The sequence below is a fragment of the Streptomyces coryli genome (genome assembly GCF_011044975.1).
Taxonomy (GTDB): domain Bacteria; phylum Actinomycetota; class Actinomycetes; order Streptomycetales; family Streptomycetaceae; genus Streptomyces; species Streptomyces coryli.
Window position 1 is genome coordinate 1 of sequence record NZ_JAAKZV010000189.1, and the last position, 16379, is coordinate 16379.

Consider the following 16379-nt stretch of genomic DNA (forward strand, 5'->3'; position numbering starts at 1 on the left):
GGTTCGCATGGTGGTCGTGGCGTACGGGGGACATATCCGCCTGCGGGCACGCTGGCGGGCGGGCTGGTGGCGTGACGGGCCTGGCCTAGAGCCAGTGCATCGGTACGCCCGGTGCCCGGGTGTTGGTCCGGAGGACGACGCCGTGCTTCTGGAGGTACGCCACCGGGTCGATGTCGGAGCCGTAGTCGGGGGTCGTGCGCACCTCGAAGTGCAGGTGCGGGCCTGTGGCATTGCCGGTGGCGCCGGAGAGGCCGAGGCGGGTGCCCGGGCCGACCCAGTCGCCGTGGGAGACGTCCATCCGGGAGAGGTGGGCGTAGAGCACGTATCGGCCGTCGTCCATCCGCACCTTGATGTGATGGCCGTACGAGCCCCAGGTCGACACCTCGTGCACCTGGCCGGGCCCGACGGACTGGACCGGTGTCCCCGTCGGCACGGCCACGTCGACACCGGTGTGGTGCCCGGCGAGCCACAGCGTCCCCGGCTGGCCGTAACGGGCGCTGATCTCGCCGGTCAGCACCGGCTTCGTCCAGGGCGCCTTCGGCCGCGGGCCGAGCCACCGGTCGCCGTCCGGGATGTCCTGACCCGCTACGCCGACGGGCGGCGCGGGTGCGGCGTGCGCCGCGGGGACGGGCAGTACGGCGAGCGCGGCGACGAGCGCGGCGGCGCTGCGCCGGATGATCTTTTCTTTCACGGAACGGAAGGCCACTGACCGGAGGCTAGGTCCGCTGGGGCGATGGACCGGGCAGGCACACGGAAGCTCACACGAACGCTGCAGTGGCGGCCCTCCTATGCAGGGGTGGGCAGTCCCAGGCCCCGCCTGATCGCGATCTCCACGGGTGAGTACGCGCCGTCGCCGTCGGCCCGGTCCAGTTCGTACGGTGCGGCCGGCATCAGGGGTGGCTGGGCCATGAAGCGCGGGCGGGTGCCGTGGTGCGGCTGGGCCGCGTGCACCAGGAACGGGTGGCAGAGGTAGACGTCGCCGGGAGAGCCGGTGGCCAGGGCGACCGGGCGGTGGTCGGACGCCGCCACCAGGTCCGGCGCGATGGCCAGGCCGCTCGCGCCCTCCTCCCCGTACGGCTCCAGCACCTTCGGCACGTCGAGGTGGGAGCCGACCCGGATCCGGGTCGGGGCGTCCTCCTCCCCTACCTCGCTGAAGAGGAACAGCATCAGCAGCGCCCGCCCGCGGGAGCGGAGATTGGTGAAGGGCCAGTCCTCGCCCTCCACCGCGTAGCTTCCCTCGATGTGCCAGCCGGCGTCGTCAGGCTCTTCGGGGTGCGGGAAGCGGAGCGGGAAGGTGCCGAGCGAGTAGCGCGCCTCCCAGCGGCCGGCGCCGGCGAGCAGGTCGTACGCGCGGTGCAGATCCGGGGAGTTGGGGGCGGCGGCGAACGGGCCCTGCGCCATCTCGGGCACCCAGTGCACAGGCTGCGTCCAGGTGGCGGGGTCGTCCGGGTCGCAGCCGGTCTCGCGCCAGAGCAGGCGGGTGCAGTGCTCGGCCACGCGGGGGGCGACGGCGGCTTCGAGCTTGACGTAGCCGTCGCGGAGGAAGCGGGTCACCAGGGTTGTGTCGTCGTACATGGCTCCATCGTGCGGTGGGGTGGGGGGCGGGGACCCGACACTTTCCGCACCGGTTTTCTCAGGTGTGGGGGGTGGGGTCGTTCCTGGTTGAATCGCCGGGACGGGATCTTGGAGGCGAGTGGCGTGCTGGAGCGGCTCAATCAGGCCATGGAGCACATCGAGGGGCAGCTCGCCTCCGGCGGCGCCATCGATGTGGGTGAGCTGGCGCGGGTGGCGGCCACCTCGGAGTATCACCTGCGGCGGATGTTCTCGGCGCTGGCCGGGATGCCGCTGTCGGAGTACATCCGGCGGCGGCGGCTGACCGTGGCGGGGGCGGAGGTGCTGGGCGGGGACGCGACGCTGCTGGAGATCGCGGTGCGATACGGGTACGGGTCGGGTGAGGCCTTTGCGCGGGCGTTCCGGGCGGTGCATGGGGTCGGGCCGGGTGAGGCGCGGCGTACGGGGGCGGAGCTGAGCTCGCAGCCGCGGATGAGCTTTCGGCTTGTCGTGGAGGGGGGTGGCGGCAGCATGCGGTATCGCGTGGTGGAGAAGGCGGGCTTCACGGTGGTGGGGGCGAAGGCGCGGTTGCCGTTGGTGCACTTGGGGCCGAATGAGGCGATGGTCGAGTTCATTCGCGGGGTTGGGGAGCCGGTCAGGGAGCGGCTGGAGGGGCTGTCGGATGGTGAGCCGGAGGGGATTCTCGCGGTGTGCGATGGGCTGGATCCCAGTCGGGCTGAGGGGACGGAGTTCGACTATTACTACGGGGTGATCTCGTCGGCGGAGGTGCCTGAGGGGATGGGCATGTTGCCTGTCGCGGCGGGGACTTGGGCGGTTTTCTCGGTGTCGGGGCCGGTGCCGGAGGCGATTCAGCGGCTGTGGCGGGATGTGTTCATGGAGTGGTTCCCGTCGAATCCGTATCGGAGCCGGGTGGGGCCGGAGATCCTGCGGACGCGGATGGCGGGGGGTGGGAGTGAGGCGGATGCCGAGCTGTGGCTGCCGGTGGAGCGGGAGCAGGCCGGCGGGTGAGCCGGCATCGGATGTCGCAACCCGGACGCAACGTTCCCCGCCCTAGCGTCGCGGCTCTCACACCCACCACGGGAGGGCCGCCCCATGACCCGTTATGCCAACCCCGGTTCCGATGGCGCGATCATGGCGTACGAGAGCCGGTATGACCACTGGATCGGCGGGGAGTATGTGCCGCCGGCCAAGGGTCAGTACTTCGAGAATCCGACGCCCGTCAACGGGCAGCCGTTCACCAGCATCGCCCGCGGTACCGCCGAGGACGTTGAGCGCGCGCTCGATGCCGCGCACGCCGCCGCACCCGCGTGGGGGCGCACCTCCGCCGCCGAGCGGGCCGGGATTCTCAATAAGCTCGCGGATCGGATGGAGGAGAACGCCGAGGCGCTTGCTGTCGCCGAGTCGTGGGAGAACGGGAAGCCTGTTCGCGAGACGCTTGCCGCCGATATCCCGCTTGCCATCGATCACTTCCGGTATTTCGCCGGTGCCATCCGCGCCCAGGAGGGTGGGCTCGCGGAGATCGACAGTGACACCGTCGCGTATCACTTCCATGAGCCGCTCGGTGTCGTCGCGCAGATCATTCCCTGGAACTTCCCCATCCTGATGGCCGTCTGGAAGCTCGCTCCGGCGCTCGCCGCCGGGAACGCGGTCGTCATCAAGCCTGCCGAGCAGACGCCGGCCTCGATCCACTTCTGGCTGAGCCTGGTCGCCGATCTGCTGCCGCCGGGGGTCGTCAATGTGGTCAACGGCTTCGGGGTGGAGGCCGGGAAGCCGCTCGCGTCCAGTCCGCGGGTGGCCAAGGTCGCGTTCACGGGTGAGACGACGACGGGGCGGCTGATCATGCAGTACGCCTCGCAGCACCTGAAGCCGGTCACGCTGGAGCTGGGCGGGAAGAGCCCGAACATCTTCTTCGACGACGTGTCGAGCGCCGATGACGACTTCTATGACAAGGCCCTTGAGGGCTTCACCATGTTCGCGCTCAATCAGGGCGAGGTCTGCACCTGCCCGTCGCGGGCGCTCATCCAGCGGGGTCACTACCGCGAGTTCCTCGACGCCGCCGTCAACCGGACCGAGAAGATCGTCCAGGGGCATCCGCTGGACCCGGCCACGATGATCGGCGCGCAGGCCTCCAACGACCAGCTGGAGAAGATCCTTTCCTACCTCGACATCGGCCGCCAGGAGGGTGCCGAGGTGCTCACCGGCGGCGAGCGGGCAGAGCTGGGCGGGGAGTTGGCGGGCGGCTACTACGTCCGGCCGACGATCCTCGAAGGGCGCAATGACATGCGGGTCTTCCAGGAGGAGATCTTCGGTCCGGTCGTCGCCGTGACGGGGTTCGACGGCTTCGACGACGCCATCTCCCTTGCCAATGACACCCTTTACGGGCTGGGCGCCGGTGTCTGGACCCGGGACGGCAGCACCGCCTACCGGGCCGGGCGCGCCATCCAGGCGGGACGGGTCTGGACGAACTGCTACCACGCCTATCCGGCGCATGCCGCCTTCGGTGGCTACAAGTCCTCGGGGATCGGCCGCGAGAACCACAAGATGATGCTCGATCACTACCAGCAGACCAAGAACCTGCTGGTCAGCTACTCCCCCAAGAAGGTCGGCTTCTTCTGATGGGTACGGGCCCGAGCCGCGTCACGCTCACCCCCGCCGCCGCGCAGCTGATCCGTCAGCTGCGCGGCGTGCACGGGGCGGTGATGTTCCATCAGTCCGGTGGCTGCTGCGACGGCAGTGCGCCGATGTGCTTCCCGGAGGGTGAACTCGTCACCGGCGAGGGCGACGTGCTCGTCGGGGAGCTGGCCGTGGACGGGGTGGACGAGCCGGTCGGGTTCTGGATGTCGGCCGAGCAGTTCGAGCGGTGGCGGCATACGCACCTGACGCTCGATGTCGTCCCGGGGCGTGGCTCCGGCTTTTCGCTGGAGGCGCCGGAGGGCGTGCGGTTCCTGATCCGTTCGCGGCTGCTCACCGCGGAGGAGCTCGAAGGACTCTAGGTGAGCGCCGCCGGCGGCCAGGCGCGGAAGTGCTTCGGCCGCGGCGGCGCGTACGTCCGTATCTTCGAGGTCGTCAGGCCCATCCGGACCAGCGATTCCGCGATCGTGACCGCGGCGGCGACCCCGTCCACGACGGGGACGCCGGTGCGTTCGACCACCGCCTCGGTCAGGCCTGACATCCCGCCGCAGCCCAGGCAGACGACCTCGGCGCGGTCCTGTTCCACGGCGCGCGCCGCCTCCTCGGCGATCGCCTTGACCGCGGCCGCGGGGTCGCGCTCGAGCTCCAGCACGGGCAGGCCGCTGGCCCGTACGGATGCGCAGCGGTCGGCCAAGCCCGCGAGGGCGAGGCGGTCCTCGATGAGCGGCACCGCCCGGTCGAGCGTTGTCACCACCGAGTAGCTGCGGCCGAGGAACTGGGCGGTGGAGGCGGCCGCTTCCGTGATGTCGACGACCGGGACGTCGAGGAGTTCCTGCAGTCCCTCGCGGCCGTGCTCGCCGTATCCCGCCTGGATCACCGCGTCGAAGGGCTCGGCGTAGGCCCGGACGGTCTCCATGACGGCGATCGCGGCCAGGTGGCTCTCGTAGTTGCCCTCGACCGAGTCGGCGCCGAAGAGCGGGGTGAGCGGCACGATCTCGGTGCCGGGCGAGGCGGTGGCCGTCGCCTGCTCGCCGATGGTCTTCGTCATCGACTCGGTGGTGTTGACGTTGACGACGAGGATGCGCATTGCGGGGGTACCTGTTTCTGCTCGTTCAGTGGGCGGACTTCACGCTGGGTACGGCGATGTGCTCGCCGTCGACGTCGTCGGCGGGCATAGCGCTGCGCCCCGGGAGCACCAGGTAGAGCACCCCGGCGAGGATCGCGCCGATGAACCAGGAGAAGCCGGCCATGTCCTCGAAGTAGGGCACGAGCGCGATCACCACGGCGATGGACGCCGACGGCACCAGCGCCGTCACCGCGCGCGGGTTCACGCCCTTCCGGTACGCGTACGACGCCTCCGGGTCCTCGCTGTAGAGGTCGGGGACGTGCACCTTGGTCCGGCGCAGCAGCCAGTAGTCGGCCATCACGATGCCGAAGGCCGGGCCGAGGAGGGCGCCGAGGCCGCCGAGGAAGTAGTCGACGACGACCGGGCTGTTGTAGAGGTTCCAGGGCAGGATGAGCAGCCCGATGACGGCGCTGACGATCGCTGCCTTGCGGAAGTCCAGCTTGCGCGGGAAGAGGTTGACCAGCGAGTAGACCGGCGCCACGAAGTTCGCCATCAGGTTGACCGCGACGGTCAGCAGGATGAGGGCGAGCGAGGCGAGCGCCAGCAGCGGCGTGTTCGGGATCTGCTGCACGATGTCGGCCGGGTCGGTGATCACCTTGCCGTCGAGCCGGAACTGGGCGCCGGAGAGCACGACCACGATGCCGGCGAAGAACAGCATGTTCACCGGGATGCCGATGAGATTGCCCACCAGGATCGACCGGTTGCTCTTCGCGGACCGGGTGAAGTCGCAGAAGTTGAGCACGAAGGTGCCGTAGATGACCACCCACAGCGCGGCGGCCTCCAGGATGTGCACGATGCGGGCGCCGCCCGTGTACGGGTCGCCGGCGTCCATCGCGATCGACCAGTCGACCCGGCTGAGCATCCATACGGCGAGCGCCACGAAGGTGATCAGGACGGCGGGCGCGGCGATGGCGACGTACTTGCGGATCACGTCCATGCCGTAGCTGACGATCAGCACCTGGACGATCCAGAGGGCCAGGAAGGACACCCAGCCGAGGCCGTCGAGGCCGAGGATCGAGGTGTCCTGCCAGGAGGCGAGGCCCGGCATCAGGTCCACGAGCAGCGCGGACAGCACCAGCGCGGCTAGGTAGGTCTGGATGCCGAACCAGGCGATCGCGACGCCGCCGCGGATCACCGCGGGTATCTGCGCGCCGCGGACGCCGAAGGCGATGCGGCTCATCACCGGGAAGGGGACGCCGGTCTTCGAGCCCATGTAGCCGGAGAGGCTCAGCAGCGCGAAGAGGAAGACGGAGGCGAGGACGAAGGCCGCCAGGATGTCCCAGACGCCCATGCCGAGCGCGAACAGGCCGATGGCGAAGGCGTAGTTGCCGAGGCTGTGCACGTCGTTGGCCCACAGCGTGAAGACGTTGTAGCCGCTCCAGTTGCGGCCGGCCTTCTTGGTGGGGGCCAGGTCCGGGCTGTACAGCCGCGGGCTGACGTGCGGCGGCGTCCCGTCCGTACGCACCGCTTCCTGCGCTGTGGTCATCCTCGACCACCTTCCTGATTTCGGTATCCGAAATCGCGTTTCCAAGGAGGGGTGACCGGGACGCTACGGGCGTACGAACGGATGGGTCAATGAGATGAGACTCACATTTGGTATCCCAAAAGGATGTCGGGCTCTAGCGGAGTTCCGTCTTCCGGGGAAGGAAGGCCGCCGCGACGAGGCCGCCCAGGCCGATGACGGCGAGCACGATCATGGCTCCCATATACGCGCCGACCTTCGGGTCGGCGACGATGACGGTGCCGGCGATCGCCGTGCCGAGCGCGGACCCGAGGTTGGACACGCTGCGGGACAGGCCGGAGATCTCGCTCTGCTCGTCCTCGGGGAAGCTGGACTGCACCACATTGACCGACGGGGTCAGCATGGCGCCGATGCCCAGGCCGATCAGCAGCAGTCCCGGCAGCATCGCCCAGACGCTCTCCGAACCGCTCGCCAGGACGAGCAGGACGACGATGCCGCCGAGGGTGCCGGCGAAGCCCGCCATGATCAGGGTCCGCTGCGCGTAGCGCTTCGCGAAGCGCTCGGCGCAGAGCGAGGTCACGAGGAGACCGACGGTGGCCGCCGTGAAGATCGCCCCGGTGTGGATCGCGTCGTAGCCGCGCACCACCTGCAGATAGGCCGACACCACGAAGGACGTCCCCAGGAGAACCAGCCACTGCACGTGCTGGGTGACGAGGCCGAGATTGGACGTCACATCGCGGAACAGACTGGTGGACAGGAGCGGTTCCACGCCGGAGCGCTCCTTGGCCCGTATCCACAGGAAGAACCACAGCAGCATCAGGGCACCGGCCAGCAGCAGCCCGGCCATGACCCAGACGTTGTCGTCGGCGGCGAGGATGCCCATGACGAGGCAGACGAGGCCGACCGCCGAGAGGATCGCGCCACCGGTGTCGAAGGAGCGCGTCGGGTCCGCGGGCAGCGGGTCCTCGATCCGGCGGGTGAGCAGGATGATGACCACGATCACGAGCGCCTGGAAGACAAAGGCCCACCGCCAGCTCAGCGCCGAGCTGATGAGTCCGCCGATCAGCGGGCCCGCGGCGGCGCCGATGCCGCCCAGCGCCATGATGGCGCCGAACGCCTTGGCGCGGGACGCGACATCCGTGAACAGCACCGTGGCGAGGATGTAGACGGGCGGGATCAGCAGGGCCGTGCCGATGCCCTCCAGGATCGAGTTGCCGAGGATGAGGATGCCCAGGCCGGGGGCGGCCGCGCTGATCAGGGCGCCGATGCCGTACACGATGAGGCCTGCCATGAGGCAGCGCTTACGGCCGTAGCGGTCGGTCAGCTTGCCGCCGGGAATCATCAGCGCCGCCATCACCAGCAGGAAGATGGTGATCGCGACCTGCACCCCTTGCACGGTGGTGTCGAGGTCCTTGCTGATGTCGTTGATCATCACGTTCATGTTGGAGCCGGCGAAGCTGCAGATGAACTGGGCGAGGGCGAGCGGCGCGAGCACCTGCCGGGCCGTGCTCGGCGTACGCGCTGAGCCGCTTGCTGCGGTGGGCTTGGCCGACACCGGCCCTCACCTCATCTCCTGAGCCGAATTCCGCCCATCCTTGCGAGCCGGGCGGCCGCCGTCGTCACCCGCTGCGGGTGACGACGGAGGCGGTCCGGGACGGGATCCTCGGGCCTAGCTGTGCGTCACGGCACCCGATCCGGATACGGAGGTCCTGCCATGGCCAGCGTGCGCGGCACACCGCCCGGACTGCGGACGCTCTCGGGTTACCGACGTGCGTGGCTCGCCAAGGACGTCGTCGCGGGGGTCGTCCTCACCACGCTGCTGGTGCCGCAGGGCATGGCGTACGCGGAGCTGGCGGGGCTGCCGCCGATCACCGGCCTGTACACCTCGGTGCTGTGCCTGCTGGCCTACGCGGTCTTCGGCCCGTCCCGGATCCTGGTGCTCGGCCCGGACTCCTCGCTCGGTCCGATGATCGCGGCGACGGTGCTGCCGCTGGTCGTCGCCGACGGGGATCCCGAACGGGCGGTCGCGCTCGCCTCGATGCTCGCCCTGATGGTCGGGGCGATCACGCTGCTGGCCGGGGTCGCGAAGCTCGGCTTCATCGCCGATCTGATCTCCAAGCCGACCATGATCGGCTACATGAACGGGCTGGCGCTGACCATTCTGATCGGCCAGCTGCCGAAGCTGTTCGGCTTCAGCACGGACGCCGACGGGCTGCTCGAGGAGATCGCCGACTTCGCGACCGGGCTGGCCGACGGGAAGACCGTGCCCGCCGCCCTCGCGGTCGGGGCGGGCGGGATCGTGCTGGTCCTGGCCGTGCAGCGCTGGCTGGCCAAGGTGCCGGCGGTGCTCGTGATGGTGGTCCTCGCGATGGCCGCGTCGGCGGTCTTCGACCTCGGCGAGCACGACGTCAAGCTGGTGGGCGAACTACCCGAAGGGCTGCCGCCGTTCACCATCCCCGACATCCGCTTCGACGACCTCGCGCCGCTGTTCATCGGGGCGCTCGGCATCGCCCTGGTGTCCCTCGCCGACACGATCTCGAACGCGTCGGCGTTCGCCGCCCGTACCGGCCAGCAGGTGCGCGGCAGCGACGAGATGGTCGCGATCGGCTCCGCGAATCTGGCGGCCGGGCTGTTCCAGGGCTTTCCGGTCAGCACCAGCGGGTCGCGGACCGCGGTGGCCGAACGGGCGGGCGCGAAGTCCCAGATCACCGGGGTGGTCGGGGCCCTGCTGATCGTCCTGATGCTGGTGTTCGTGCCCGGGCTCTTCCGCAGCCTGCCGCAGCCGGCGCTCGCCGCCGTGGTCATCACGGCGTCGCTGTCGCTGGCCGACTTCGCGGGGACGCGGCGGCTGTGGCGCCAGCGCAAGGCGGAGTTCCTGCTGTCCGTCGCGGCCTTCCTCGGCGTGGCGCTGCTCGGTGTGCTGCCCGGGATCGCGATCGCGGTCGGCCTCTCCATCCTCAACGTCTTCCGGCGGGCCTGGTGGCCGTACAACGCGGTGCTCGGCCGGGTGCCGGGCCTCGAGGGCTACCACGACATCCGCTCCTACCCGGAAGCCGGGCGGCTGCCGGGCCTGGTGATCCTCCGCTTCGACGCCCCGCTGTTCTTCGCCAACGCCAAGTCCTTCCGCGGCGAGGTGATGCGCCTGGCCCGGGACGAGCCGCAGCCCCGCTGGATCCTGATCGCGGCCGAGCCCATCACCGACGTGGACACCACGGCGGCCGATGTCCTGGAGGAACTCGACCGGACCCTCAACGAGCTCGGCATCAGCCTGGTGTTCGCCGAGCTCAAGGACCCGGTGCGACGCAAGGTCGAACGCTACGAGCTCACCCGCACCATCGATCCGGACCACTTCTTCCCCACCGTCGAAGCGGCCGTCACGGCCTATCGGGCGGGGGCGGACACGGAGTGGAGCGTCGCCGAATCATCCGCTGGGGGTGAGCCGGACCGTACGGCATGACGGGATGCTCTGTCCCCGTCCAAGCGACTCGCAGGAGGAGGCCCGGACATGACCGATCAGCAAACCAACCCGGGGCAGAGCGGCTCCGGCGCCCCGGAACCGAAGCCCCACATGAGTGTGGTCAGCCTTGGAGGTGTGGTCTTCGCCGTCCTGATCCTGACGATCGTCGGCGCCTTCCACATGATCGCCGGGCTCGCCACGATCCTCGACAGCAACTACACCCCAGAACAGGAGGATTACGCCCTCGACTTCGATGTCGCATGGCGCGGCTGGATCCAGATGATCTCCGGCGTCGTCATTCTCGCGGCGGCGTTCCTCATCTTCAGCGGCCGCACCTGGGCGCGCGCCGTCGGCATCGGGGTCGCCGTGCTCAGCGCACTGGAGAACTTCCTCTTCGTACCGCACCACCCGTTCTGGTCCGCGATCGTCATCGTTCTCGACGTCCTGGTGATCTGGTCGCTGGCGACGTACGGACACCGGGAGGCGCACAAGGCTTACGGGGCGCCCCTGTAGGTGAGGCGGCCGAGCTGCCGCCAGTCCAGCGGGGGGCGGGCCCGGCGCACGCCCGGGCGGTGCCGGGGCACGAGCACACGCAGGGCCAGGGGGCGGATCTCGCAGCGAACGGGCACCCGCAGCTGGAGCGCCTCGCCGTCCACGCCGACCGGAATCACGTCCCGGTCGGCGTCGACGACCACGTCCGCCGCGGTCGTCCGGGTCGTGCCGGTGGACCGGCGGCCCCGTAGCAGGCCCGCGGCCTGAGCCGCGTTGGAAACGTTCACTCCCACGCATCCCAGTTCGCCGCCGTCCAGTCGCGCGCGGCGGCCCAGGCCTGCGATGTCGCCTGTCCCGTACGGGTTGTTGCTCACCAGCAGGGCCTGCGGGGCGTCGTACGTGTGCGGGCCTGCGCGGGCGGTGAGCACCGCGCCTTCGCGCCCCACGAGCATGTCGGGGAGCAGTTCCAGGGTGGTGCGGGTCTTGCCGTCGCGGTACGCGGGGCTCTGCACCACCTCGGCGTAGGCCCCGAACGACACGTTGTTGACGAACGGCCTGCCGGCCGCCCGGCCGAGGTCGACGTGGAGTTCCACGCCGTCCCGCAGGGCGTCGAGGGCCGCGGCCGGGTCGTCCCGGTCGAGGCCCAGGTCGAGCGCGAAGTGGTTGCGCGTACCGGCCGGGATCACCAGGAAGGGCAGGCCCAGGTCGGCGGCGACGTCGGCGACCAGCGCCTGGGTGCCGTCGCCTCCGGCGACCCCGAGCAGGTCCGCGCCCTGCGCTGCGGCCTTGCGGGCCGTCTCGGCCACGTCGATGTGCTCCGGGCCTTCGAGGAGCAGGACCTCGGCGCCCAGGGCCGCGGCCTTGTCCCGCAGCGCGAACCGCTCGACCTTCCCGCCGCCGGAGCGGGGATTCATGATCAGGAAGGGGTGCCGGATCCCGGGCGGCGGATGCTCGGCCATCGGAGCCGCCGAGCCCTCCCGCGCGGCCGCGGCGGCGTCCTCCCGCCGCATGAGCGCGGCGCGGCCGGCGCCGGCCGCGACCAGCCACAGCCCGCCCGACACGGCGACCACCCACGCCAGATGGGCCCGGGTGTACTCCAGCACGATCCAGGCCGGGGCGGCGAGGGCGAGGACCGCGGCCAGCCACCGCAGCACGCCCCGTCGCGTGAGGATCCACCAGACCGCCACGGCGGTGACCGCGAGCCCCGCGAGTCCGACGGCCAGCAGGCCGAAGGTCCGCAGGCCGGCGAAGACCACCGGCACCGCGAACGCCCCCGCGGCGGCGGCCAGCGAGGCGCGCGCCAGCCACCGCTCCCGTCCCGGGACCGCCCGCTCAGCCACGGTCGGCCTCGAACGAGAAGATATGGCTGCCCCAGGCGTCGAGGTCGGTGTAGAGGCCGGAGGCGAGCAGTTCATCGCCGCCACGCTCGTACCGTGCCCCGTCCACGAGGTCGGTCAACTGCCAGGATGTGCCGGTCAGTTCCTCCCAGGGCAGCCGGACCATGGCCTGGGCCCGCCCGCCGGACAGGTTGACCACGATCACATGCCGGCCCGCCTCCCCCGACCAGCACCAGGCGAGCAGCGACTCGTGCGTGGGGTTATCGGGCCAGCCGTCGCAGCCGAGGAGCTGCCAGTCGCCCGTGCGCATCCGGCTCTCGTGGACGCGGGCGAGGAGCCGCTCGTGGAAGACCCGCTGCGCCTCGTCCGGCGCCTCGTCGGGACGCCGGGTCAGGAAGACGGGCAGCTGCGTGCGGCGCCCGGTGAACTGGCCCTCGTGCCACAGCGTGGCCCCCGGCAGGGTGGCGATGAGCGTGGCCGCGGCCCGCTCCTTTGCGGCGCCCAGGGTCGTGGCGGCGCGGGGTTCGTCGTGGTTTTCCAGGAAGCGGACCAGATGGCGCTGGTAGCCGGTGTCCGCCTGGAGATGGCCGCGCACCGACGCGGGGCTCTCGTTGACCAGCCGGTCGTAGAGGCGCTTGTCGTAGCAGAAGTCGAAGCCCTGCTGCTGCAGGTCCCATTCGAGGTCCCAGTACGCCTCGGCGACGAAGGTCATGCCGGGGTGCCGCTCGCGTACGGCGGCAAGGACCGTCGGCCAGAAGTCCCGCTCCGGGACCGGCCCGGCCCGCTCACCCCAGGTCCTGCCGAAGACGTCGTTGATCATCAGCATCGCCATGTCGCAGCGGACCCCGTCGCACATGTCGCCGATGTCCCGCAGGACGTCGGCGGTCGCCGTACGCAGCGACTCGCTGTACGCGTTGAGCTGGACCACATCGGGCCAGGGCGCGAAGTAGGGGTCGCGGCCCCGCGCGTACACCTGGCCGCCCTTCTCGTAGTACGCGGCCGGGTCCCGCTCCAGGTCGTCCCGGTCGCCGCGGACGAAGTAGCCGGGGTGCTCGGCGAGCCAGGGGCTGTCAGGGGCCACGTGGTTGGGCACGTAGTCGAGGAGCAGGCCGACGCCGCGCCGGTCGAGTTCCGCCCGCGCCACGGCGAGGCCCGCGGCGCCGCCGATGCGCTCGTCGACGGCGTAGCGGCGGATGCAGTACGGCGATCCGGCGATGTCCGCCTCGCCCGCGTCCGGCAGCGCGCCGGTGAACGCGGCGCGCAGGGCCGGGTCGGCCAGCGCGATGCCCAGCCCTTCGGCGCTGCGTTCCCATACGCCCATCAGCCAGACGGCGTCGACGCCGTGCGGGGTGATCTCGTCCCAGGCGTCCTTCGATACGTCGCCCAGGCCCACCGGGCGGCCGGTGCGGCGGGCCAGCTCGCCCAGCCACACCCACGTGTTGACCTCATGGATCACCGGTTGCGGTGGCAGCGTGCTCATGATGTCCGCCCTCCGGGCCGGGTGAGGTAGTCCTCGGGCGACACCCGCCCGAAGAAGACCATCAGGGTGGCGACCAGGCCGGTCCAGCCGGTCTGGTGGGCGGCGCCGATGCCCGCGCCGTTGTCGCCGTGGAAGTACTCGTGGAAGGAGATCAGGTCGCGCCAGTTCGGGTCGCTCTGGAACTTCTCCTGGCCTCCGTAGACCGGGCGGCGCCCGTCGTCGTCGCGCAGGAAGATGCGGCCGAGCCGGTCGGAGATCTCGTTGGCGACCTCGAAGAGGTTCATCCGGGTGCCGGAACCGGTGGGGCACTCGACGGTGAAGTCGTCGCCGTAGAAGGCGTAGAGGTTGAGCAGGGCGCGGATGACCAGGGCGTTCATCGGGAACCACACCGGGCCGCGCCAGTTGGAGTTGCCGCCGAACATGCCGGAGTCCGACTCGGCGGGGAGGTAGCCGACGCGCAGCTCCTCGCCGTTCACGTAGAAGCTGTAGGGGTGCTCCGCGTGGTGCCGGGACAGGGCCCTGATGCCGTACGGGCTGAGGAACTCCCCCTCGTCGAGGAGATGGCCGAGGACGCGGATCAGCTTCTTCTCGTCCACGACCGACAGCAGCCGCGGGCCGCCCGCCTTGCCCGACTGGGCCGCCGCGAGGGTCGCGTTCAGCGAGGGGTGCCGGTGCCCGAACTCCTTGAGGCGTTCGATGAGATGCGGCATGCCGGCGAGCTGGTCGGACCGGAACACGGTCGACGCGCACAGCGGCAGCAGGCCCACCATGGAGCGGACCTTGAGCCGCGTCGCCTGGCCGTCGGGCAGCCGCAGCACGTCGTAGAAGAAGCCGTCCTCCTCGTCCCAGAGTTCGTCGCCGCGCTCGCCGATCCGGTCCATGGACGCGGAGATCCACATGAAGTGCTCGGCGAACTTGACCATGAGGCCCTCGTACGAGGGATTGTGCTGGGCCAGCCGCCCGGCGATCTGCAGCATGGTCTGGCAGTAGAGCGCCATCCACGCGGTGCCGTCGGCCTGCTCCAGCTGGCCGCCGGTGGGCAGGGCCGCGCTGCGGTCGAAGACGCCGATGTTGTCGAGGCCGAGGAAGCCGCCCTGGAAGACGTTGTGGCCGTTCGGGTCCTTGCGGTTGACCCACCAGGTGAAGTTGGTGAGCAGCTTCTGGAAGGTGCGCTCCAGGAAGGCCTCGTCGGAGTGGCCAGTCAGGCGCTCCTCGATCATGTGGACGAAGTACGCGGCCCAGGCGTGGACGGGCGGGTTGACGTCGCCGAAGTTCCACTCGTACGCCGGGATCTGCCCGTTGGGGTGCAGATAGGCGTCGTTGAGGAGCAGTTCGAGCTGCTGCTTTGCGAAGCCCGTATCGACCACGGCGAGCGCGACCGTGTGGAACGCCAGGTCCCAGGCCGCGAACCACGGGTACTCCCACTTGTCCGGCATGGACAGGATGGAGTCGCTGACCATGTGGAACCACTCGCGGTTGCGGACGTCGGTGGCCTCCGGGCTCCACGGGTCGAGGCCGTGCTCGGCCAGCCACTGCTCCAGGTCGAAGTAGTAGTACTGCTTGCTCCAGAGCATACCGGCGAGCGCCTGGCGCAGCACGCGGGCCTGGTCCTCGCCGAGCGCCGGCGGGGTCAGGTCGGCGTAGAAGGCGTCGGCCTCCTTGCGGCGGTTCCCCAGGATCGTCTCGAAGCCGCGGCCCAGGGCGGCGTCCGCCCCCTCGGGGGCGAGCCGCAGGCGTATGGATGCCGAACCGCCGGCGGGCACCGTGAGGGTGTAGTGGGCGGCGGCCTTGGTGCCGGTGCGCTCGGGGTTCACCGCGCCGGTTTCGCCGTTGACGACGCAGCGGCCGATGCCGTCCTTGACGTAGGGCGAGGCGTTGGCGGAGCCGAAGATGCGCTCGCGGTTGGTCTCGTTCTCGGTGAAGAGGAGGGGGGTGTTGCCCTGTAAGTGCAGGTCGTGGGTGCCGAGTTCGGGGTGGGTCGCGCGTATGACCGCGGTGTCCTTGGTGGCTGGGATGGCGGCCAGGGTCGGCTTGGTCGCGGCGGGCGCGTCGTCAGTCCAGGACCAGGTGTTGCGGAACCAGAGGGTCGGCAGCAGATGGAGTTCGGCTTCGTCGGGGCCGCGGTTCTCGACGGTGATCTTCATCAGTACGTCGTCGGGGCTCGCCTTGGCGTATTCGGCGGTCACGTCGAAGTAGCGGTCGGCGTCGAAGATCCCGGTGTCGAGCAGCTCGTACTCGAAATCCTCGCGGCCTCGGGCTCCGTTGGTCTCCAGGAGATCGTTGTACGGGAACTCCCCCTGCGGGTACTTGTACTGGTAGCGCATATACGAGTGGGTCGGCGTGCTGTCGACGTAGAAGTAGTACTCCTTGACGTCCTCGCCGTGGTTCCCCTCGCCGTTGGTGAGCCCGAACGCCCGCTCCTTCAGGATCGGGTCGCGTCCGTTCCACAGCGCCAGGGCGAAGCACAGCCGCTGCTTGTCGTCGCTGATACCGCCCAGGCCGTCCTCACCCCAGCGGTACGCGCGGGAGCGCGCGTGATCGTGCGGGAAGTAGGCCCAGGCGTCGCCGCCTTCGCTGTAGTCCTCGCGGACGGTGCCCCACTGGCGCTCGCTGAGATACGGCCCCCAGCGCCGCCACGCCTCGCCTTCCCGGCCGGTCAGTGCGGTGCGCTGGTGTTCCGTCCGGGGCTTCTTCTGCGCGTTCATCGGCGTCCTCCTGCCGGTTGACTGCGCTGCCGCTGCTGCAGACGCAGCCTTCCGGCCGGGGCGCCGCACTGCCTCACCTGCCGCGGGTGATACGGGCGGGGGTGAGCGGGAGCATCC

At 70.3% G+C, this 16379-nt stretch carries 13 protein-coding genes; 5 read left to right on the top strand and 8 right to left on the bottom strand.

Going from position 1 to position 16379, the window contains the following annotated elements; all coding sequences use genetic code 11:
- Positions 1–85 precede the first annotated feature (85 nt).
- Together G5C51_RS44145 and G5C51_RS30490 are read right to left on the bottom strand one after the other, a co-directional pair.
- Positions 86–706, bottom strand: a complete 621-nt coding sequence (locus G5C51_RS44145; RefSeq protein ID WP_338118361.1) for a M23 family metallopeptidase — start codon at positions 704–706, stop codon at positions 86–88.
- 80 nt (positions 707–786) lie between these two features.
- A complete protein-coding gene (locus G5C51_RS30490) occupies positions 787–1575 on the bottom strand; it encodes a phytanoyl-CoA dioxygenase family protein (protein ID WP_165241954.1) in 789 nt (262 codons plus the stop codon).
- A 123-nt stretch (positions 1576–1698) separates the two neighbouring features.
- Between G5C51_RS30490 and G5C51_RS30495 the strand changes: the two genes are divergently transcribed.
- The 3 genes from G5C51_RS30495 to G5C51_RS30505 all read left to right on the top strand — a co-directional run bounded on the left by G5C51_RS30495 (position 1699) and on the right by G5C51_RS30505 (position 4565).
- A complete protein-coding gene (locus G5C51_RS30495; protein WP_165241974.1) occupies positions 1699–2580 on the top strand; it encodes a helix-turn-helix domain-containing protein in 882 nt (293 codons plus the stop codon).
- Positions 2581–2664: 84 nt separating this feature from the next.
- Positions 2665–4188, top strand: coding sequence for an acetaldehyde dehydrogenase ExaC (exaC, locus tag G5C51_RS30500; protein ID WP_165241956.1), 1524 nt, complete (start codon positions 2665–2667; stop codon positions 4186–4188).
- The gene (locus G5C51_RS30505; protein WP_165241958.1) at positions 4188–4565 is read left to right on the top strand and encodes a DUF779 domain-containing protein; all 378 of its coding nucleotides are present in this window, start codon (positions 4188–4190) and stop codon (positions 4563–4565) included. Before exaC ends, G5C51_RS30505 begins: the two co-directional genes overlap by 1 nt.
- On the opposite strand, the gene G5C51_RS30510 is transcribed toward G5C51_RS30505, so the two are convergent.
- From G5C51_RS30510 to G5C51_RS30520, 3 genes are all read right to left on the bottom strand, one after another.
- Positions 4562–5290 (bottom strand): aspartate/glutamate racemase family protein, encoded by a 729-nt coding sequence (locus G5C51_RS30510; RefSeq protein WP_165241960.1) that lies wholly within the window; start codon positions 5288–5290, stop codon positions 4562–4564. The genes G5C51_RS30505 and G5C51_RS30510 overlap by 4 nt on opposite strands.
- A 25-nt stretch (positions 5291–5315) precedes the next feature.
- The gene (locus G5C51_RS30515) at positions 5316–6815 is read right to left on the bottom strand and encodes an NCS1 family nucleobase:cation symporter-1 (protein ID WP_165241962.1); all 1500 of its coding nucleotides are present in this window, start codon (positions 6813–6815) and stop codon (positions 5316–5318) included.
- 133 nt (positions 6816–6948) lie between these two features.
- Entirely contained in the window at positions 6949–8346 is a 1398-nt protein-coding gene (locus G5C51_RS30520) for an MFS transporter (protein WP_338118362.1), read from the bottom strand.
- Positions 8347–8505: 159 nt separating this feature from the next.
- On the opposite strand from G5C51_RS30520, the gene G5C51_RS30525 reads away from it, so the two are divergent.
- Positions 8506–10248: a SulP family inorganic anion transporter gene (locus tag G5C51_RS30525; RefSeq protein WP_165241964.1), complete on the top strand. Its 1743-nt coding sequence runs from the start codon at positions 8506–8508 to the stop codon at positions 10246–10248.
- Between the two features lie 48 nt (positions 10249–10296).
- Positions 10297–10761, top strand: coding sequence for a DUF7144 family membrane protein (locus G5C51_RS30530; protein WP_165241966.1), 465 nt, complete (start codon positions 10297–10299; stop codon positions 10759–10761).
- Here G5C51_RS30530 and G5C51_RS30535 read toward each other — a convergent pair.
- The 3 genes from G5C51_RS30535 to G5C51_RS30545 are packed head-to-tail and all read right to left on the bottom strand — an operon-like array spanning position 10743 to position 16262.
- The gene (locus G5C51_RS30535) at positions 10743–12080 is read right to left on the bottom strand and encodes a diacylglycerol/lipid kinase family protein (RefSeq protein ID WP_338118363.1); all 1338 of its coding nucleotides are present in this window, start codon (positions 12078–12080) and stop codon (positions 10743–10745) included. The genes G5C51_RS30530 and G5C51_RS30535 overlap by 19 nt on opposite strands.
- On the bottom strand, positions 12073–13557 hold the full coding sequence (locus G5C51_RS30540) for an alpha-amylase family protein (protein WP_165241970.1): 1485 nt from the start codon (positions 13555–13557) through the stop codon (positions 12073–12075). Before G5C51_RS30540 ends, G5C51_RS30535 begins: the two co-directional genes overlap by 8 nt.
- On the bottom strand, positions 13554–16262 hold the full coding sequence (locus tag G5C51_RS30545; protein WP_240930046.1) for an MGH1-like glycoside hydrolase domain-containing protein: 2709 nt from the start codon (positions 16260–16262) through the stop codon (positions 13554–13556). The genes G5C51_RS30540 and G5C51_RS30545 overlap by 4 nt, the downstream gene beginning before the upstream one ends.
- Between the last annotated feature and the right edge of the window lie 117 nt (positions 16263–16379).

Coding starts and splice junctions, on each gene's coding strand:
- G5C51_RS30545 (WP_240930046.1), bottom strand. CDS start 16,262: ATGAACGCGCAGAAGAAGCCCCGGACGGAACACCAGCGCACCGCACTG.
- exaC (WP_165241956.1), top strand. CDS start 2,665: ATGACCCGTTATGCCAACCCCGGTTCCGATGGCGCGATCATGGCGTAC.
- G5C51_RS30540 (WP_165241970.1), bottom strand. CDS start 13,557: ATGAGCACGCTGCCACCGCAACCGGTGATCCATGAGGTCAACACGTGG.
- G5C51_RS30525 (WP_165241964.1), top strand. CDS start 8,506: ATGGCCAGCGTGCGCGGCACACCGCCCGGACTGCGGACGCTCTCGGGT.
- G5C51_RS30490 (WP_165241954.1), bottom strand. CDS start 1,575: ATGTACGACGACACAACCCTGGTGACCCGCTTCCTCCGCGACGGCTAC.
- G5C51_RS30510 (WP_165241960.1), bottom strand. CDS start 5,290: ATGCGCATCCTCGTCGTCAACGTCAACACCACCGAGTCGATGACGAAG.
- G5C51_RS30505 (WP_165241958.1), top strand. CDS start 4,188: ATGGGTACGGGCCCGAGCCGCGTCACGCTCACCCCCGCCGCCGCGCAG.
- G5C51_RS30530 (WP_165241966.1), top strand. CDS start 10,297: ATGACCGATCAGCAAACCAACCCGGGGCAGAGCGGCTCCGGCGCCCCG.
- G5C51_RS30515 (WP_165241962.1), bottom strand. CDS start 6,815: ATGACCACAGCGCAGGAAGCGGTGCGTACGGACGGGACGCCGCCGCAC.